The sequence below is a fragment of the Salinicoccus sp. Marseille-QA3875 genome (genome assembly GCF_054950095.1).
This window is the reverse complement of the sequence record NZ_CM143103.1, coordinates 2,479,754-2,499,248: the sequence shown is the minus strand read 5'-3', so window position 1 is coordinate 2,499,248 and position 19,495 is coordinate 2,479,754. Positions and strand designations below refer to the sequence as shown.

The following is a 19,495-nucleotide window of genomic DNA, read 5'->3' as shown; positions in this document are numbered from 1 at the left end:
TATCCTATTATGATGGATAAAAAGACGAAAAACATCATCATTTAAAATCTTCAAAATAACTGGCTACTTTATGTAAATCAAGTTCAATTTTAGTATAGTTAACTTTCGTTTTATCCAATAACTCCATCGCGTAAGGATGATTCTTATAATCTTCAGCATAGAAGATGTTTTTAATCCCCGCCTGAATCATTGATTTGGTGCAGTGAATGCAGGGGAAGTGAGTCACATAAACACTTGCGCCTTCCGTGGAAGCACCAAATTTTGAGCATTGCAGCAACGCATTGGTTTCTGCGTGGATTGTCCGTATACAGTGCCCGTCTTCTACATAGCATCCGACATCGATACAATGGTCTTCACCTGACACCGAGCCGTTATAACCTCCTGCAATCACTCTGTTATCCTTGACGATCAGGGCTCCGACTTTCAAGCGTTCACATGTAGACCTTAATCTCAATAAATGGCTTTGTGCTAAAAAATATTCATGCCAGTCAATTCTCATCAATTATCCCACCTTCTAATCTATTGTAATATAAGGCTCCAAACTGTCAAAAGTTTTCTCACCGATGCCTGATATATTCATCAAATCCTCTTTAGTCATAAACAGCCCATTCTGCTCGCGATATTCCAGGATTAACTGTGCTTTCTTTTCACCGATACCATTAAGCTGGGTTAATTCTTCAAGTGTTGCTGTGTTGATATTCACCTGCATCTCATCATCGGAATCAGATTCTGCTGATATCATGTTCACATTCTCAACCTCGCCAATTTCAGGTACATAGATGACCATCTCATCCTTAACCTTTTCAGACTGATTTACGGTTAACAGGTCGGCAGTGTCTGACACTAAGGCCAAACTTAGAACGTTAGTCACCCTCGCATCCACAGGCACTTCATATACACCCGGGTTTTTAACTGCCCCCTTCACCTCTACAAATACGTGATCTGAAATATTGACAGCCGGCTCAGCATCTTCCTCAACTTCTTCAATTACTTCCAAAGCATTCACCGGCGGTTCATTAATTGTCACTGCATTATCAGAAGTCACCAGATTGACGGCGAATACCGCAATAACGACAATCACAAAAGCAATACCGATGAGCGGAATGAATTGTTTGTATTTCTCATAGTAATGTTTCAGCATTTTATCTCTCCTTAAAATATCCCTTTACTATTATTAGGAGCAAAATGCCGTTTTTGATTTATTTTTTCTTCAAATAAATTAATTAATTCAAAAAAACTTTGCAACTATGAGTTACAAAGCCTTTTTAACGATGTAGAAAATTCTGTCGCAAACCGTGGTTACAGAATGATCTATATCGAAATCACTGAATGCAGTGTCGAGGTATAATCCTGCCTTCTCTATCATTTTAATGACATCCTTATGTTCGTATGACCTTTGAGTGTATACTTCGTCCACTCTGTCGTACATGCCTTTATCATTTCTCACAAAATACGTCATCTCATGCACTGCGGAAAGAGGCGTTTCTCCTGCCAGTGCATGCCAGATGTATGTGACGTGTTCCGTATCATCCGTATAGAGCATATCGTTGAAATCATTCTGCATTTTATATTTGCTGTGTATATCAAATATAAAAACACCGTCATCATTTAAATGGTCATTAACATTTTTCAATGTTTCTATAAACTCATTTTCATCTTGCAGGTAATTTAAAACATCAACTGTAGCGACAATCATATCGAATGTCTCATCCAGCGTGAAATTTTTCATATCTCCCCTGAAATAATTGATTCCATCATTCTTGTTGCGGGCAATTTCCAGCATTGCTTCGGATATATCCATTCCAAACTTCTTTTTAAAATCCAGCTGACTTGTCAGACTGCCTGTACCGCAGCCGATATCGAGAACTGACTCATCTTTATTTTTAAAATGGTTGATTATATCGAGCCAGAGATTGTAAGGGATATCATAGGTGAGTTCATTATAGAAGTGACCAAGAATTTCCTTGTTACTGTCTGTTGTCAATATACTCACCATTTTTAAACAACCGCTCCAGATTATAATACTCCCGTTCAGGACCGTGGAATACATGAACGATGACATTGTTCAGATCGCATAATATCCACTTGCCCTCATTATAGCCTTCGACAAGAGGGTCTATATCCAGTTCCTTTGCCTGTTCTTTAATTTCATCGGCAATCGTCTGAACCTGGCGGTCTGAGTTGCCGTGGCAGATGATATAGTAATCTGTAACTGTACTTGTTTCCTTCACATCAAAAGTCATGATATCTTCAGCACGCTTATCATCACATGCTTCGACCATTTTTTCGAGTAGTGCTTCACTATTCATTCTTTCACTCCTTAACCATATTATAATAGTTGTAACATTCAATCGTCCTATTATAAATCGGCCGGTTTTTCTTCAATAGATTCTTTAAAGTCAATCTTGTTATTTCATATATGGCCAAATCCAATTTCTTGTCCTCAAAGATTATTTCCCTGATCCTGTCCACTCCCTTTTGAGTGCGTTCAGGTTCGATAAAGTCCGCCACATAAATTATCTTCTCTATCAAGAGCATCTGGGCGCGTCCGGAAGTATGGCTGGAAATCGCATAAAATATTTCTTCGTCTTTTACGCCGTATTCAAATCTCATTTTTGTAGCTGCTACCGGTCCGTGAAGCAGCTCTGAGTTGAAGGCAAGCAGTGTCGGATCCAGATTATATTTGGTGACATACTGATACATATCACCCAGGTCATCATATTTAGAGAAATCATGAAGTATGCCTGCAAGGTAACATTTATCACTGTCGGCCTTGAATATTTCCGCCATCCTCACAGCTGTTTCAGCCACTCTGACTGAGTGGGCATATCTTTTTTCAGGTAATTTGTCTTCAATCAGTTTAAGTGCTTTTTTATGCTTCATATAATGCATTCTCCTTAATATATTCATACACGTCCTCATTAAGAAAATGTTTATAAGGCAGGCCTTCTTTGATCCGTTTACGAACGAGTGTCGAAGAAACTTCCACAACAAGCTGATCTGCCCGTATAAAAGGTGCTGATATTTCCATATCATCACTGTGCCTCATCATTACGATAAAATTCATCATGCTGATTAATTCATCATGTTTATACCATTTATCAAAACTTTCATACTGATCAGTGCCCATTAGGAAATAAAGCTCGTCATGTGGATATTTATCCCTCAAATATTTTGCAGTATCATAGGTGAAACTCTTACCATCCCTGTTCAGTTCAAAAGTATCCAATGAAAAACATTCAAAGCGGGCAATCGCTTTGTGTATCATATCAAGACGTTCAGTATTGCCTGTCGGCATAGTTTCCTTATGCGGGGACTGCCTTACAGGGATGAAAATCACCTTATCCAGTCCGAAGGAAATTTTAACTTCAAATACGGAAATGATATGTCCAATATGAATTGGATCAAAAGTTCCGCCGAAAATCCCTATTTTCATGACAGCTCTATCTGCTTATTACTTTTTGATTCACGGTAAATGATAATTGTATTTCCGATGATGTTAACAATATTACTGTCAGTACTCTTGCTGATGTCTTCAGCAATATCATCTTTATCTTCCAGGCAGTTCTGAAGGACGGAGATTTTGATCAATTCCCTTTTTTCGAGGACATCATTGATCTGTTCGATAAAATTATCCGTCACCCCATTTTTCCCTACTTGGAAAATGGGATTGAGATGGTGAGATTCTTTTTTTAACTGCTTAATGTTTTTTGATGATAATGTGGTCATTTCCTGGCACCCCCAATTTTTTATTTAAAGCTGCATAAACAGCATCATAATCCCCTGCATACCGATTGTCATACCATATCTCAAAAGCATGTACCGCCTGGTTCACCAGCATGGATAAACCGTTCATGGCATTCTCATTTTCAAATTCATGGAGGAACCGTGTTTTCTGAGGATTATAAATCAGATCTATTCCTATAGTTTCTTCAGTTATATTTTCAACAGGCAGAGACATCACTTGATATAAATCTTCATTTTTCAAGCCGATAGGCGTTGTATTGATGATGACATCAAAATTTTTCAACTTTTCAAGAGAAGATAACTTTTCAAATTTCTGTTCTTTGAATGTCTCAAAGCTTGCTTCACGTCTTGCATAAATCGTAATGTCATCTCCAAGCTCTCTGTGAGCGCGGTAAACAGCCTTTGACGCGCCGCCTGCTCCCAGTATGAGTACATTACGCTTACAGGTGCCAAAACGATCCGTATAAGCCTGTTTATACCCTGTGACATCAGTATTGTAGCCGTACAACTTATCATCTTTGACCAGAACTGTATTGACGGCATTCACTTCAAGCGCTCTCTGGTCAATAAAATCCAGATGCTCCATGATTTTTTCCTTATGGGGAATAGTGACGTTAAAACCGTTGAGATCATAATTTTTGATAATATCTCCAATATGATTCAGTTCTTCCGGTTCAACATGAAGCGCCCGGTAAGTGTCGTCTAATTCCAATGAATTAAAATTGGCATGATGTATCGCCGGAGATAACGTGTGTTCAATTGGAGAACCAATTACGGCAAAATTCATCTTTATAAACCACCTTTGAATATTGTCGGCCTGATGTTGACTTCCACACCTTTAGGCACATGTACCGTCACTTCAACACCGGTTTGTACATTTATGAAAGCATAACCGCTGATTTCAATGTCACTGTCCTCTGTTACTTTGAATGTATATTCTTTCATATCATTTAACAGGACCGGTCCACCGATTTCTGGAGGTCCAAGCAGTCCGTTGTAATGCTTTTCATAAAACTCATCTGCATTGGACAATTTTGTTCTGTGAACTTTGATCTGATTGGATGAGTATATTGTGAAACTGCTCTTGTCACCATTGACAAAATCAATCCTTGCGAGATTGGACAGGAATAAAGTCTGCTGGTCCTCCAGTTGGAAAGTCATCGGTTTTATTTCCTTCGAAGGTGTAATATACTTCAAGTCGTCAGCATTCACAAAATGTGCCATCTGGCTTGGAACGATCACGCCCGGAGTGTCGTATATGAATGTATCATCATCCATCGGGATATCGATCAGATCGAGTGTCGTACCCGGAAATCTGCTCGTAGTGATCACGTTGCCCTCACCACTGGTCAGCTTGATCAGCTGGTTAATAAGCGTCGATTTACCGACGTTCGTCGTCCCGACAACATAGACATCCTGATTTTTCGAATGTTTCTTCATCAGGGATATCAGCCTGTCCAGACCGTCATTTTTAATGGCGCTGATTGCAATCGTATCCACTGCCGTAATACCGTTCTCTTTAAGCATATGTTTCGCCCTGTGAATTAATCTCGCCGTATTGGTGGATTTAGGGAGTAGATCAATTTTGTTGATGACGGCAATGACTTTTTTATCACCGACGATACGATTGAATGATGGTATGAGACTCGCGTTGAAGTCGAATGCGTCAATCACTTTGATAATCAGCCCGTCCACCTCATACAGTGAATTCAGCATTGTGAGGAAATCGCCGGAATCCATATCAATATCCATGATTTCATTATAATGTTTCAGACGGTAGCATCTTTTGCATATTGCGTCTTCCCTGTTCAGTCCACTTGCAGGTATATAACCCTTTTGATCTTTATCTACAGATTGTAATACGGCTCCACAGCCTATACATTTTACTTCAGTCAATAATTAGTCCTCCTTGACCAGCAACCCTTTTTTTCTAAAGTATCTCATGATCATGCTTTCAATTCTTCTGTTCAACAGTGTCGCATAACCATCCTTACTCTTTACAGGAATCACCAGAATACTTTTTAGACCGATCAGGTTTGCACCAAAAATGTCAGTCATCAGCTGATCACCGACCATGATAGTTTCATTTTTTGGCACACCCATCAACCGGATCGCTTTTTTATAATTTTTTGATAAAGGTTTTTGTGCATTGAATATATAATCAATATTATGAGGGGCGGCGAAATTGCTCACTCTCTTTTTCTTGCCATTTGAAACAATCGTCACTTTAAAATCATTTTCATTCATGAGCTTGAACCAGTTTATAACTTTGTCATTGGCATTCATTTCATCATAGCCGACCAAAGTATTATCCAAATCTATAATTACAGCCCTGGCACCTAATTGTTTTAGTCTGGCAGGAGTTATATTTGTAAAATTATCAACATAGGAAGTTGGTAAGAAATATTTTTTTATCAATTTCAATGTTGTCCTCTCTTAACTGATTTATTATAGTTTATCACATTAATAAAAGCACCTTAAAATTTTAAGGTGCTTTTATTTATTCAATAATATCATTATCTTCAGTTTCAGTATCCCGGTAAATAAGATATCCAATTACAACAGTGGCTATAATCGATAATACCATCAGTATAGTCATTAAGGTCCCTCCACATTACAGTTCTTGTAACAATAATTTTACAGCTTCAGAAGAATTTATACAAGCTTTCTTTAAAAATTCCTCATAAGTCATATCTGCAGCCTGATCTGCCTTATCCGATATTGAGCGGATGATGATAAACGGCACATCAAACTGATAGCATGTCTGTGCGATGCTGGCAGACTCCATATCGACTGCAAGTGCCCCGGAAAAATTGACGATGATGGATGATTTCTGACTGCTGTCAGCAATAAAGGAATCTCCGCTTGCAATGAGACCGCTGAAACATTTTATGCTCTTATTACGGTCCAGTATTGTCATCGCTGCTTCAATCAGTTTTTCATCTGCACCGTATGCAGCGGGCATGCCCGGAACCTGACCGAATCGATAGCCGAATTCCATCGCATCCACATCGTGATGGACAACACTTGTTGAAACCACCATGTCGGTTACCTCGAGTTCATTTGATAAAGCACCGGCGACACCTGTATTAACAATCAGGTCAACATCATATCTGTCAATCAGCAAAGAAGTGATCAGCGTTGCATTCACTTTGCCGATACCGCTTTCCACCAGGATGATCCGCTGTGGACCATCGAGCGTGCCGATATATACTTCAGTGTGGGCAATGGATTCGGTTTTGGAAATATCCATCCATTCTTTCAATATTTCTACTTCCTCTTTCATCGCTCCGATGACACCGACAACTGTCTCTTTACGGTGATCAGTCAATTGAAACAATCTTCACTTTCATAGTTGAGCCGTTTGGCAGAGGTACGTCAATTTCTTCCTCCAGTTTAGCGTTAAGTAAAGACTGGGCAATTGGCGATTCATTTGAGATCTTGCCTTCGAACGGATCAGCTTCGGCACTGCCGACAATCTGATACTGCTCTTCATCGCCGTCAGGCAATTCCTTAAATGTAACAGTTTTTCCAAGCTGTACCGAATTGTTATCACCTGTATCTTCGATTATTTTTGCGTGTCGGATCATCTCTTCAATTCTCGTGATATCCTGTTCCACGAAGCCCTGCTCATCTTTTGCAGCATCGTATTCAGAATTTTCGGAAAGGTCTCCGAAACTTCTTGCAACTTTGATTTTCTCTACGACTTCAGGTCTCTTTGTTGTAATGAGATATTCAAGGTCTTCCTGTAACTGTTTATATCCGCTTTCCGTCATTGGGTATTCTTTTTGTGTTGTCATTAATAAAACCTCCGTAAAACTTTCACTTATATTTTTTAATTATACTTCTAATTTTTGTGGTGATAATATCTATTGCCACAATATTTTCGCCGCCTTCAGGGATAATGATGTCACTGAAGCGTTTTGTCGGTTCGATGAATTGCAGATGCATCGGTCTTACAACAGACAGATATTGACTGATGACAGAATCCATGGACCGTCCGCGCTCTTTGATATCTCTTGACATCCGCCGCAGTATCCGGATATCGGAATCGGTATCGACATAGATTTTTACATCCATCAGATTTCTCAGCTGCTCATTTTCCAGCGCAAAAATACCTTCAATGATTATTACGTTTTTTGGCTCAAGATTGATCGTCTTGTCACTTCTTGTGTGATTCACGTAATCATACGTCGGCAGTTCTACACTTTCGTTGTTGATCAATGATTTAACATGCTGGATCAATAGATCGTTATCAAAAGCGAACGGATGGTCATAATTTGTTTTCAACCGCTCTTCCATCGTCTTATGACTTTGATCTTTATAATAATAATCCTGTTCAATCAAAATAATATCGTGCTCTTCCAGTGAAGATATAATTTTTTTGGTGACAGAAGTCTTACCGGAACCGGTACCTCCTGCGATGCCAATAATTGTCGGCTTATTCATTTTCTACACCTAACTTTTTGAAATAACTAATAGACCGTCACCTATCGGTAGAAAGGATGTCGCATAGTTGCTGTTACTCATATTTTGATTAAATGAAGACACTTTTTCTTTTAATTTCCTTTTGTTTTTATTTTCTATGTTGTCATCGACGACCAATCCGCGTAAAAGTATATTATCAACGACGATTAAACCGTTTTCTTTAACGTAAGGACTGTATTTATCGAAGAAATACTGATTATTACCTTTTGATGCATCGATGAATAATAGATCCACCGACTGCTCATCAATGGATAGATCTAATGTTTTTGCATCATGCATATAAGCATCGACTCTATCATCCACTTTATATTTTTCAAAGTTCTGTTTGGCGATATCGAACATTCCGCTTTGTTTTTCAATGGTTATCAATCTTGAATCTTCATAGACCGAAAGAAGATGAAGACCGCTGTAACCGATTGCAGTTCCAATTTCCAAATATGTCCGGGCACCTGTCATCCTGATAAGATGCTTGAGTACTGATAAAGCATCACCGTCAATGATAGGCACATGGTTATCCGCTGCATAGCTGTATATTTCCGGATACAACTCCTCTACAGCATTCAAGTCTCTTACATACTGCCCAATATTCATATAATCACCACATACAAAAAATACAACTGATAACAAGAGTTATCAGTTGTGTATTCATTAATAAATATACTAACATATTATTCTTTACTTGAAAAGATTATTTTATTGATTATTGATATATTCTTCCCTGTTCTCGATATGCCCTTCGAATGTTTCTGCAAAATGATTATTCCCTTCACTGTCTGCCAGGAAGTAGTAATAGTTCGTATTGCTCGGGTTTAATGTGCTCTGAATCGATTCAATGCCGGGAGATGCGATCGGACCTGGCGGCAGCCCGGAATGTATATACGTATTATAAGGGTCTTCAACTTCCAAGTCTTCAAATAATGTACGTTCCTGATGTTCACCCAGAGCATATAGTACTGTCGGATCAGTCTGCAGCGGCATTGCCGGCTGTTCTGACATCCTGTTTAAGAATACGCTGGCAATCATCGAACGGTCGGCAAGCGACGTTGCTTCCATCTCAATCAGTGATGAGAAAGTCAGGAATTCATGGAATGTGAGTGCCTGGGATTCGCCTTCAAAATCGATCGTATACTCATCCACTGAATTATATATCGGGAAAGTGTTGATCTTCGTTGCATCCAACATCTGTCTGATCAGACTTTCAATTTCCGGTTCCTCTTCAGTAATGTCATAAGTCGCCGGGAATAAATATCCTTCCAAAGGATATTTTACATCTTCGTCCAATATTTCATCGGACAGCATTTCCGGATACTCTTCAATAAGTGATTCTATAAATTCATCATCTGTCATCAGTTCCAAAAATCTATCTTCAGAAACTGGAAGGTTCTGGCTGAACTGTTCAGCTATCTGTTCAACCGAATACCCTTCAGGTATCGCCACTCTGTGCAGCACTTCCTGGTAGATGGTACCGGTCTCCAGTGTACGGGCGATCTGTTCAAAATCCATGGCAGGAGACAATTCATATTCGCCCGCCTGGTAATTTGTGATGCTGTTCAATCTTAAGTATACTTCAAACATTCTGCCGTTATCTATGATTCCCTGTTCTTCCAACTGGTCACCAATCATACCTGCTGACGTACCTGAGTCAATTACAATTTCCTCAGTCTCTTCAGAATTGGCATCCAAGGGGTCACCTATCGATGTTATATAAAAGTATGCAATTATGGAAATGATGATAACACCGATTGCTAAAACACCAATAATAATTAATGACAGATAAGAAGATACATTTTTTGAAAATCTAATGTCATCATATCTACTCATAAAAGACTCCTATTCTTTAAAAATAGCTCCCAATCAGTATTGGAAGCTATTTTGAATCATCTGTATTTTTACTCTTCCGGTACATCCATTTGAGTATTTACAATTTCTTCAATCATGTCCCACTCTTCATCTGTCTCTACAGGAAGGAACTTCCCACCGTCACCATCTTCATCAGGTACGTTGATCATCGGGATCAGCTCGATGTCTCCATCTTCATCATTGAAATTGCCTTCTTCAGCAAGGATTATATAATCCTTGTTGAACTCCGGATGATGGAATTCAAGCATTTTTCGATATAATACTTCGTTCTCGTCTTCATCGAATAAAGTTAAAAGTTCTTCATCGTGATTAAAATTCATTTCATGAGACATAGTTTATAGCTCTCCTTTATTGGGCTGGTCTAAATAACCCTGTAAAATAAAGACTGCTGCCATCTTATCTATTACAGCCTTGCGTTTTTTGCGCGATACATCTGCTTCGAGCAATGTCCGTTCCGCACCAACAGTACTCAAACGTTCATCCCACATGATTATTTTAACACTTGGCATGTGTTTCGCAAGTATTTCACCGAAATTCAATGAACGTTCACCACTTTCACCAATGGAATTATTCATGTTTTTTGGCAGGCCGACAACGATTGATGACACATTGTTCTCTTCTGCTATCCTACTCAGCTCTTCCAGCCCGTACTTTTGATCGTGATAGTCGATTTTTAAAGTCGTCAGTCCTTGTGCAGTCCAGCCAAATGCGTCGCTGATAGCTACACCTATCGTTTTCGTTCCGACATCAAGGCCTAAAGTTTTAGTCATTTATCTCACGATCAATATAAGTTCTTACCAGCACTTCGATAATTTCATCACGGTCAACATGACGGATCTGGTTTCTCGCTTCATTTTGACGGGGAATATACGCAGGGTCACCACTTTGAAGATAGCCGACCAGCTGGTTGACCGGATTATAATCTCTTTCCTCAAGAGTCTTATACACATTGGTCAGTATCTCATTTACGTGTTTGGCACGGGATTCATCTACATTAAATTTAACAGTCTCATCAAATTGTCCCACAAAAGCACTCCTAACTCCCTATTGATTTGTCACCATTATACCATTTATACCCCGTATAAGTTAGATAGTAATGTACTCGTTAACGAATTGTAATGCAATTGTTAAATTGGCAGGGGTTGTACCTCCGCCCTGAGCCATATCCGGACGGCCCCCGCCTTTTCCATCTACACGTTCGGCCATACCTTTCATGATTTCGCCGGCTTTGAAGCGGCCGGTCAGTTCCTTCGGCACTGTTACGACCAGGGAAACTTTGCCCTCATTGATACTGCCGAGTGCAATGATGGCATTTTGGTTTGCAGATTTAATATCATCCATTATCGATCTCAGCTCTTTTGCATTTTTTGCATCGACTTCGGTTGATATCACATCTACTCCATCGATTGTCTGTTTGATATTTTCGACATTAGACAGCTTATCTTTTGAAGATGCAGACTTCAATTCTTTAATTTCCTGCTTCAGTTCGGACTTTTCATCATTCACCTGGTTTATTTTCCTGATGATGTTATCTTCCTTGACTTTAAGCAGATCAGCTATCTCCTGTAACTGGTTTTCCTTTTGCTGATAGTACGCCACAGCATACTTGCTCGTTACTGCTTCGAGCCTTCTGATACCTGCGCCGATTCCTGTTTCTGAAACAATTTTGAATAATCCTATATCTGAAGTATTCCCGACATGTATGCCGCCGCAAAGTTCCACTGAATAATCATCCATATCAACTACTCGTACGATATCGCCGTACTTTTCACCGAACAGGGCCATCGCACCTTTTTCCCTGGCTTCAGCAATTGGCATTTCAGAAATCTCCACCTTCAGACCTTCATATATTTTCTCATTTACCGAGTCTTCAATCGTTTTGATTTCTTCTTCAGTCAATGGATTTAAATGTGAGAAATCAAAACGCAGTTTTTCAGCTTCGACCAATGAACCCGCCTGATTGGCATGCTCGCCTATCGTATCTTTGAGTGCCTGATGCATAAGGTGCGTCGCCGAATGATTTTTGACGATGAAATTCCGTTTTTCAGCATCCACATTCAATTTGTATGCTGCGCCGGTTTCTACCGTACCGCTCACAACTTTTGCAAGATGGACGTTCTGTTTATTCGGCCCTTTGTATACCGCTTCAACTTCAAGCTCAGCAGTATCACTTTTAATTGTTCCGTAGTCAGCGATCTGGCCGCCGCTTACTGCATAGAAAGGCGTCTTATCAAATATCAGCTCAACGACTTCACCGCCGTCGTAGGATTCAAGTGATTCATCATCTTTGACAAGTAAAAGAAGTTCCGCTTCTTCTTTCAGGGACGCATAGCCTGTAAAAAGACTCGGTGTAGTAAAGTCGGACAGCACTTTGGACTGCACCTGCATCGACTCACTGGATTTACGCGCATTTCTAGCCCGCTCTTTCTGTTTGGTCATCTCTTCAAAGAATCCTTGTTCATCCACTTTCAAACCGTCATTTTCTGCGTATTCCTTAGTCAGTTCATAAGGGAATCCATATGTGTCATAAAGTTTGAACGCATCTTCCCCGGTAATCACACCCGTTGTGTCCTGTACCGCCGCTTTAAAAGATTCATAAATGCGTATGCCTTCATCCAATGTTGCGAGAAATCGTTCTTCCTCTTTTTTCACAACTTCTTTAATGAAGCCGCACTTTTCCTGTACGTTTGGATAAAAGTCTCTCATGATATCCCCTACGGTATCCACAAGTGAATACATGAATGCTTCGTTGATGCCGAGCTCTTTTGCAAATCTGACTGCACGTCTCAACAGACGGCGCAGTACATAGCCGCGCCCTTCATTTGACGGCAGTGCACCGTCCCCGATCGCAAAGCTGACAGTTCTCACATGGTCGCTGATCACTTTGAATGCAACGTCCTGCTTATCGCTTACACCATATGACTTGTTTGACACTTCTTCTATTCTTTTCAAAATCGGCGTAAACAGGTCCGTATCGAAGTTTGTCGGTACGTTCTGAACAATACTTGCCATTCTTTCCAGTCCCATGCCCGTATCAATATTCTTCTTGGGCAGCGGTGTGTAAGAACCGTCACTGTTATGATTGAACTCACTGAATACGAGGTTCCAGACTTCCAGGTATCTCTCATTTTCACCGCCTGGGTACATTTCATCAGCAGGGTCGTCCACACCGTAGCTTTCACCGCGGTCATAGAAGATCTCACTGTTCGGCCCGCACGGCCCTTCACCAATATCCCAAAAGTTACCTTCGATTCTGATGATACGATCTTCGCTCAGACCGATGTCATCGCGCCAGATGTTATAGGCATCCGTATCTTCAGGGTGAACCGTAATATAAAGCAAAGATTCATCGAAGTCCATCCAGTCGGCACTCGTTAAAAATTCCCAAGCGAGCTCAATGGATTCTTTTTTAAAATAGTCGCCGATGGAGAAGTTTCCGAGCATTTCAAAAAAAGTATGGTGTCTCGCAGTGAACCCGACATTTTCAATATCATTTGTCCTGATGGATTTCTGTGCATTCACTATTCTTGGATTATCAGGAATCACACGGCCGTCAAAATATTTCTTCAAAGTTGCAACACCAGAGTTGATCCAGAGTAAAGAATCATCGTCGATCGGAACAAGCGGGGCACTCGGTTCCACCATATGATTTTTTTCTTTAAAAAACTTTATAAATAAATCCCTTATCTCGTTACCTGTCAGTTGTTTCATAAGAACCACTCCTAAAATTAAATTAAAAAAACGCCCCTAAAAAATAGGGACGGAAGTTTCCGCGGTACCACCCAGGTTATGGCATAGCCATCACTCTAAATATTCGCTTTAAATAAAGTGCAGCACATGTATATACCAGTCATTGTTTCCACCTGCCACAATGTCTCTGTCAAGCATGATATATACACTCGATCACTTCTGAGTCTAATTGTTACTGATTATAAAATTTTAACACACTGCTGTCAAATGAAATCATACGGTGTTTTTTCGACGTTGATCATTGCCGGTATTCTGAACAGGTTGTCTTCTGTTAAATGCACCGGTGTGTCAACTTCAGCCATCGAAGGTTCGGAGGCTTCAGCTGGCAGATCCCGGCTTTCCTTCTTCTGACGTACAATATTGAATTTGTCATGCAGCGACTGGATCATCGTTGTGTTTCTTGTGATCCCCTCATTGCCCAGTGCATCATAAAATGCATTTTCATCACCGCATAAGATCAAGGATTCCTTCGCTCTTGTTATGCCGGTATAAATGATATTTTTAATCAGCATATGACGGTAGCTCTTTACAAGCGGCATGATGACAATCGGATACTCACTCCCCTGAGCCTTATGGATGCTTGTACAATATGCATGGGCCAGTTCACTGAGATCCCTGCGCTCATATGAGATATGTTTGCCGTCATAATCCACTACGATGATATCCTTATCTGTACTGTCATCATCTTCTTTGAGAATGATCTCATCAATGATGCCGGAGTCACCGTTGAATATATTATCTTCCCGCCTGTTGATCAGCTGAAGCACTTTATCACCGGTACGGAAAAAGATATCGCCAAACTGTATTTCCCTTTTGTCTTCATCCAGCGGGTTCAGAATTTCCTGAAGCACCTGATTCAGTTTATTAATGCCGGCATTACCACGGTATATCGGTGCCAACACCTGAATGTCACGCATATCATAACCCTTGGCTACCGCTTTTGTCACAATATTATCTACCAGTCCGGATATCTGGCTGATATTTGCCTGTATAAATACCCGGTCCTTAAATTTCTCACGGATATCAATGGATTTCTCTTCTTTTATTTCATGGGCGAGTTTGATGATGGAGGAGCCTTCACCCTGCCGGTAGATTTTAGTCAGTTCAGTCACTTTCATGACATCCGATTCGATCAGGTCATTGAATATTTTCCCCGGCCCCACAGAGGGCAGCTGATCTCTGTCACCGACAAACACAAGTTTTGTATCACTCGGCACATTGCGGAGCAGTTGATAGAAAAGCCATGTGTCCACCATGGACATTTCATCGATGATGATCAGTTTCGCATTCAGTTCGACATCTATGAAGTCATCTTTTTCCGTATCTTGTCCCCAGCCGATCAGCCGGTGGATCGTTGAAGCTTCGACACCTGTGGAATCATTTAGACGCTTCGCTGCACGCCCTGTCGGAGCAACAAGCTTGATCGGGTATTCCCCTTCTTCATAATCCTCGATGTTTTCCAGTTCATTCAGTTCATGATAACAGCCGATGATCCCTTTTACTATTGTCGTCTTACCGGTTCCAGGCCCCCCGGTAATTATGGAAATCTTTTCATTCATCGAAAGGTCTATCGCTGTCATCTGTTCGGAGTTATATTTGATGTGCTCATTTTTTTCAATGGTTTTTATCTGTTCGTTGACTTCCTCATCAGTGAATTGATCCGCATCCGAATGCTTGATGATACGGTAAATTTCATCCGCCGATTTATGTTCTGCATAAAATATTGTCGGCAGATAGATCTTTTCATCGAATATGACCAGCTTCTCATCTTCATGGAGTTCTCTGACCACCCCGTCGATTTCTTCATCATTGAATTGATCCTGATTGTTGAACATCAGCAGTTTCTTCACTTCGACCGCAAGCATGTTTTTTTCAATGAAAGTGTGTCCTGTAGAAAGTGTGATATCTTCAACGATATAAAGAAGACCCGCTTTCAATCTGCCTGTATCAGAAGGCTCAATCCCCTGGGCAAGTGCTATTTTATCCGCAGTATTGAAACCGATACCGTCTATATCCGCAACCATGCGGTATGGCGAGCTTTCCAGTATTTTCAGCGTATGGTCGCCGTAATACCTTAATATTTTCGCACTCATTCTGGCACCGAAACCGAGATCGTTCAGACGGATGATGATTTCTTCGGTTTTTTTGTTTTCCAAAATAGTATGGTGGATCATATCAATTTTAGCTTTGGACAGGCCGCCCACCTGCTTCAGTGAATTTTTATCATCTGAAATGATCTGCAGTGCATTGTGACCCAGCTTATCCACTATTTTTTCAGCTGTTTTTAAACCGATGCCTTTGAATGTATCACTTGAAAGGTACTGGATGACGCCCTGGTTTGTCTTCGGGAGCTCCTGCTTGAACTGGGTCGCATTGAACTGTTCACCAAATCTTGGATGTGATTTGATTTCACCACTGAACCTGTATGTATCGCCTTCTGTGATGTCATGGAAATATCCTGTGACAATGGTATCAAAAGTGAAGTGGGTATTGGTTTCATCTATGATGACTTTCAATACAAAAAAGCGTGTTTTTTCGCTTTGAAAAATAACACGCTCGACTTCACCTATAATATATTTCTCATCGTAAATTGACGACTGTTCCATTTTCTTCACCGCCGGAAAAAATATACTACTCTGAAATCTTTTTTAATGCATGATGTGCAAGATGATGATCTTTTTGTACATCAATCGCTTTTTGGAAATGTTCTTTAGCCTGTACTTTATCATCATCACGTACAAGTTTTAATAACCCTAGATTATATTGTGCATCAGCATGCGGCTTCTTGTCCACCACTTTCGTGAGCAGTTTCTCAGCAGGGTCGAACAGGCTGAGCTGACAGCACAGCAGGCCGTATTGAAAACAAATTTCAATATCATCCGGGTTTTGCTGGTGTGCCACTTCAAAAAACTGCAGTGCAGCTTTCGGCTGCTGTGTATTGATATGACTCATCGCCAGCATGAAGTTAAGATCTGCATCTTTTTCATTTCTGCTGTAGGCAATCAGATAAAGTCTGATTGCCTCTTCATATCGTTCATGGTTGTAATAAATGTTCGCAAGGCTGTAAAACGCACTCGTGCTCTGTGAATTCAGGTCGATCGCCTTCTGCAGGAATTTTTCCGCTTCTTCATCACGGCCGAGGCTGTGCAGCAGATTGCCGCCGTTGATATAGTGCACTTCAACTTCCGGTTCTTCTTCGATACTGTCAAATATCTGTTTCAGCGCTTCTTCCTGTCTGCCGTTTTTCAATGCATCTTCGTATGGCAGGCTCATCCGAGATACTCCAACACTTTTTCTTCATTGTAGACAGTATCAATCGTAGCGCCGCCGAGACAGATGTCCCCATCGTAAAGAACGACGGCCTGTCCCGGCGTCACCGCACGTGCCGGCTCATCAAATATGACTTCAATTTCACCTTCACCGAGTTTATTGACAGTGACAGGAACATCTTCCTGACGGTATCTGAATTTAGCTGTACAGCTGAATGAATCACCTTGCTCATTGATGAAATTGATATCTGAAGCTATCAATTTTGTTGAATACAATGAATCATTCTCATACTGTGAAACGACATATAATTCGTTCGTTTCCAGGTTTTTACCTGCAACAAAGTACGGTCCGCCTTCTCCGCCGATGCCAAGGCCCTGGCGCTGGCCGATCGTATAGTACATCAGACCGTCGTGCTGTCCCATATCTTCATTTGTATCCAGGTTGATCATACGTCCGGGATTTGCAGGCAGATAACCGCTCAGGAATTCTTTAAAGTCACGTTCACCGATAAAACAGATGCCCGTTGAATCTTTCTTGTCCTTCGTTGCAAGATCATACTTGTGTGCAAGTTCCCTCACTTCCCGCTTCTCCATATGACCGAGCGGGAACATTACTCTAGACAGCTGATCTTTGGACAGCTGATTTAAAAAATACGTCTGGTCTTTATTATTGTCGACGCCTCTCATCATCGTCACGGAATTACCATCGTGAGTGACTCGTGCGTAGTGGCCTGTCGCCACATAGTCCGCGCCGAGTTTCATCGCATGATCTAAAAATGCTTTGAATTTTATTTCTTTGTTACACATGACGTCGGGGTTCGGTGTGCGGCCTTTTTCATATTCCTCCAAAAAGTATCTGAACACACGGTCATAATACTCCTTCTCAAAGTTGACCGAGTAATAAGGGATGCCGATCTGTTCTGCAACCAGTCTGACGTCTTCGTAGTCCTCTGTTGCTGTACACACTCCAAATTCGTCTGTATCATCCCAATTTTTCATAAAAATGCCGATTGTGTTATAGCCCTGCTCTTTTAACAATTGTGCCGTGACGGAGGAGTCTACACCTCCACTCATACCAACGACAACTGTTGTTTTTGACGGATCCATTCAATACATTCCTTTCTTATCTAGATCATTTCTCTTTCATACAGCCTGTGATAAATCTTCTCCAGCTGGTTTACAATTTCTGATATATCTTCTTCTTCCATCAAATGTGAAAAACTGAAGCGGATGGACTGCAGCGCTCTATTCTCATTTTTGTACATCGACTGTATTACATGGGACGGCTGTACTGTCCCCGCGTTGCACGCAGAACCTGCTGATACATAAATGCCTGCCATGTCGAGCGCCGTCAGCAGAAATTCAGCTTCGGTCCAGTGGAAGTATATATTTATAATGTGACTCGATTGATTATTGACATCCCCGTTCACTTCAAAAGGGATTTTTTTCTCAGTCAGTTCGTTTAAAAACCGCTCTTTCAACTGCATCTCCTTGATCGTTCTTTTTGAACGCTCGGCGGCTGCCTTCTCCAGAGCAAGGCTGAATGCATGTATCCACATAATATTCTCAGTGCCGGCACGTCTGGATAATTCGTGTGACCCGCCGGTCATCTGCGCGGACAGTTTTATGCCTTCTTTCAAATACAGAAGACCGATGCCTTTCGGCCCGTATATCTTATGCCCGCTCAGCGTCAGAAGGTCTGCTCCGATAGTCTCGACATCGATGTCCATGTGTCCGAAGCCCTGTACAGCATCTACATGAAGCAGAGCTTTACTCTCTTTCAATGCTTCGGCAATTTCAAAGACAGGCTGCATGCTGCCGGTTTCATTGTTTACCATCATGATCGAGACCAATACTGTATTACTTTTCAGGCTGCTTTTCAACTCTTCAGCATCAATCTGTCCATTTTCTTTTGCAGACAGGAACGTCACGTCATATTCTTCACTTAAATTCTGATAAGTGGTCCTTACGGAAGCATGTTCAATGTCAGTTGTAATAAAATGCGGTTTATCATGTTGTGCGGCAATCCCTTTAATCGCAAGGTTATTTGCTTCCGTCGCCCCACTGGTCAAAATGATTTCATTCGGTTTCGCATTGATGGACTCCGCAATCTTCCTGCGGTGCTTCTGCAGGTCCGCCTTGGCATCTTTGCCTATACGGTGGATGCTTGAAGGATTTCCGAAACTTTCTGCGTTACCCGCGACTTCTTCGAGTATCTCTTTATCAAATGGCGTAGTGGCTGCATAATCGACATAAACTGACATTTTATTCACCCTTATCAACAATTAAATTATTAACTAATATATTCTAACATGTTTCAATATAAAATTATAATGTTTGAAATCAATCATTAGCTAAAATGCATATATATTTGTACACTT

The 19,495-nt window shown here is 40.9% G+C and carries 23 protein-coding genes; all 23 read right to left on the bottom strand.

All coding sequences use genetic code 11. The features are described 5' to 3' along the window. Positions 1-37: 37 nt before the first annotated feature. The 23 genes from ACY8DT_RS12675 to ACY8DT_RS12565 all read right to left on the bottom strand — a co-directional run bounded on the left by ACY8DT_RS12675 (position 38) and on the right by ACY8DT_RS12565 (position 19,378). Positions 38-502, bottom strand: a complete 465-nt coding sequence (locus ACY8DT_RS12675) for a ComE operon protein 2 (protein WP_462420675.1) — start codon at positions 500-502, stop codon at positions 38-40. Positions 503-514: 12 nt separating this feature from the next. Continuing rightward, a complete protein-coding gene (locus ACY8DT_RS12670) occupies positions 515-1,141 on the bottom strand; it encodes a helix-hairpin-helix domain-containing protein (RefSeq protein WP_462420674.1) in 627 nt (208 codons plus the stop codon). Between the two features lie 111 nt (positions 1,142-1,252). Further along, a complete protein-coding gene (locus ACY8DT_RS12665; protein WP_462420673.1) occupies positions 1,253-1,996 on the bottom strand; it encodes a class I SAM-dependent DNA methyltransferase in 744 nt (247 codons plus the stop codon). After that, positions 1,968-2,309 (bottom strand): ribosome silencing factor, encoded by a 342-nt coding sequence (rsfS, locus tag ACY8DT_RS12660; RefSeq protein ID WP_462420672.1) that lies wholly within the window; start codon positions 2,307-2,309, stop codon positions 1,968-1,970. The genes ACY8DT_RS12665 and rsfS overlap by 29 nt, the downstream gene beginning before the upstream one ends. Before the next feature lie 4 nt (positions 2,310-2,313). Continuing rightward, a complete protein-coding gene (gene yqeK / locus ACY8DT_RS12655; protein ID WP_462420671.1) occupies positions 2,314-2,883 on the bottom strand; it encodes a bis(5'-nucleosyl)-tetraphosphatase (symmetrical) YqeK in 570 nt (189 codons plus the stop codon). Next, positions 2,873-3,436 (bottom strand): nicotinate-nucleotide adenylyltransferase, encoded by a 564-nt coding sequence (gene nadD / locus ACY8DT_RS12650; RefSeq protein ID WP_462420670.1) that lies wholly within the window; start codon positions 3,434-3,436, stop codon positions 2,873-2,875. Before nadD ends, yqeK begins: the two co-directional genes overlap by 11 nt. After that, on the bottom strand, positions 3,433-3,729 hold the full coding sequence (yhbY, locus tag ACY8DT_RS12645) for a ribosome assembly RNA-binding protein YhbY (RefSeq protein WP_462420669.1): 297 nt from the start codon (positions 3,727-3,729) through the stop codon (positions 3,433-3,435). The genes nadD and yhbY overlap by 4 nt, the downstream gene beginning before the upstream one ends. Beyond that, on the bottom strand, positions 3,701-4,534 hold the full coding sequence (gene aroE / locus ACY8DT_RS12640; RefSeq protein ID WP_462420668.1) for a shikimate dehydrogenase: 834 nt from the start codon (positions 4,532-4,534) through the stop codon (positions 3,701-3,703). Before aroE ends, yhbY begins: the two co-directional genes overlap by 29 nt. 2 nt (positions 4,535-4,536) lie before the next feature. Then, a complete protein-coding gene (yqeH, locus tag ACY8DT_RS12635) occupies positions 4,537-5,643 on the bottom strand; it encodes a ribosome biogenesis GTPase YqeH (RefSeq protein ID WP_462420667.1) in 1,107 nt (368 codons plus the stop codon). Positions 5,644-5,646: 3 nt separating this feature from the next. After that, on the bottom strand, positions 5,647-6,171 hold the full coding sequence (locus ACY8DT_RS12630) for a YqeG family HAD IIIA-type phosphatase (RefSeq protein ID WP_462420666.1): 525 nt from the start codon (positions 6,169-6,171) through the stop codon (positions 5,647-5,649). Positions 6,172-6,361: 190 nt separating this feature from the next. Then, positions 6,362-7,078, bottom strand: coding sequence for a 5'-methylthioadenosine/adenosylhomocysteine nucleosidase (locus ACY8DT_RS12625; RefSeq protein ID WP_462420665.1), 717 nt, complete (start codon positions 7,076-7,078; stop codon positions 6,362-6,364). Continuing rightward, positions 7,071-7,547 carry a transcription elongation factor GreA gene (greA, locus tag ACY8DT_RS12620; RefSeq protein ID WP_462420664.1) on the bottom strand — a complete coding sequence of 159 codons (477 nt, stop codon included), beginning with the start codon at positions 7,545-7,547 and terminating at the stop codon, positions 7,071-7,073. The genes ACY8DT_RS12625 and greA overlap by 8 nt, the downstream gene beginning before the upstream one ends. Before the next feature lie 22 nt (positions 7,548-7,569). Continuing rightward, positions 7,570-8,196 (bottom strand): uridine kinase, encoded by a 627-nt coding sequence (udk, locus tag ACY8DT_RS12615; RefSeq protein ID WP_462420663.1) that lies wholly within the window; start codon positions 8,194-8,196, stop codon positions 7,570-7,572. Between the two features lie 9 nt (positions 8,197-8,205). Beyond that, positions 8,206-8,826, bottom strand: coding sequence for an O-methyltransferase (locus ACY8DT_RS12610; protein WP_462420662.1), 621 nt, complete (start codon positions 8,824-8,826; stop codon positions 8,206-8,208). Between the two features lie 102 nt (positions 8,827-8,928). After that, positions 8,929-10,056, bottom strand: coding sequence for an endolytic transglycosylase MltG (gene mltG, locus ACY8DT_RS12605; protein ID WP_462420661.1), 1,128 nt, complete (start codon positions 10,054-10,056; stop codon positions 8,929-8,931). 68 nt (positions 10,057-10,124) lie between these two features. After that, a complete protein-coding gene (locus tag ACY8DT_RS12600) occupies positions 10,125-10,427 on the bottom strand; it encodes a DUF1292 domain-containing protein (RefSeq protein ID WP_462420660.1) in 303 nt (100 codons plus the stop codon). 3 nt (positions 10,428-10,430) lie between these two features. Beyond that, the gene (ruvX, locus tag ACY8DT_RS12595) at positions 10,431-10,865 is read right to left on the bottom strand and encodes a Holliday junction resolvase RuvX (RefSeq protein WP_462420659.1); all 435 of its coding nucleotides are present in this window, start codon (positions 10,863-10,865) and stop codon (positions 10,431-10,433) included. Next, positions 10,858-11,121 carry an IreB family regulatory phosphoprotein gene (locus tag ACY8DT_RS12590; protein ID WP_462420658.1) on the bottom strand — a complete coding sequence of 88 codons (264 nt, stop codon included), beginning with the start codon at positions 11,119-11,121 and terminating at the stop codon, positions 10,858-10,860. The genes ruvX and ACY8DT_RS12590 overlap by 8 nt, the downstream gene beginning before the upstream one ends. Positions 11,122-11,181: 60 nt before the next feature. Then, positions 11,182-13,806 carry an alanine--tRNA ligase gene (gene alaS / locus ACY8DT_RS12585; RefSeq protein WP_462420657.1) on the bottom strand — a complete coding sequence of 875 codons (2,625 nt, stop codon included), beginning with the start codon at positions 13,804-13,806 and terminating at the stop codon, positions 11,182-11,184. Between the two features lie 242 nt (positions 13,807-14,048). After that, positions 14,049-16,451 (bottom strand): SF1B family DNA helicase RecD2, encoded by a 2,403-nt coding sequence (recD2, locus tag ACY8DT_RS12580; RefSeq protein WP_462420656.1) that lies wholly within the window; start codon positions 16,449-16,451, stop codon positions 14,049-14,051. Positions 16,452-16,476: 25 nt separating this feature from the next. Next, positions 16,477-17,118, bottom strand: a complete 642-nt coding sequence (locus ACY8DT_RS12575) for a tetratricopeptide repeat protein (RefSeq protein WP_462420655.1) — start codon at positions 17,116-17,118, stop codon at positions 16,477-16,479. Next, on the bottom strand, positions 17,115-18,221 hold the full coding sequence (gene mnmA, locus ACY8DT_RS12570) for a tRNA 2-thiouridine(34) synthase MnmA (protein WP_462420654.1): 1,107 nt from the start codon (positions 18,219-18,221) through the stop codon (positions 17,115-17,117). Before mnmA ends, ACY8DT_RS12575 begins: the two co-directional genes overlap by 4 nt. A gap of 20 nt (positions 18,222-18,241) precedes the next feature. After that, positions 18,242-19,378, bottom strand: a complete 1,137-nt coding sequence (locus ACY8DT_RS12565) for a cysteine desulfurase family protein (RefSeq protein ID WP_462420653.1) — start codon at positions 19,376-19,378, stop codon at positions 18,242-18,244. Positions 19,379-19,495 lie beyond the last annotated feature (117 nt).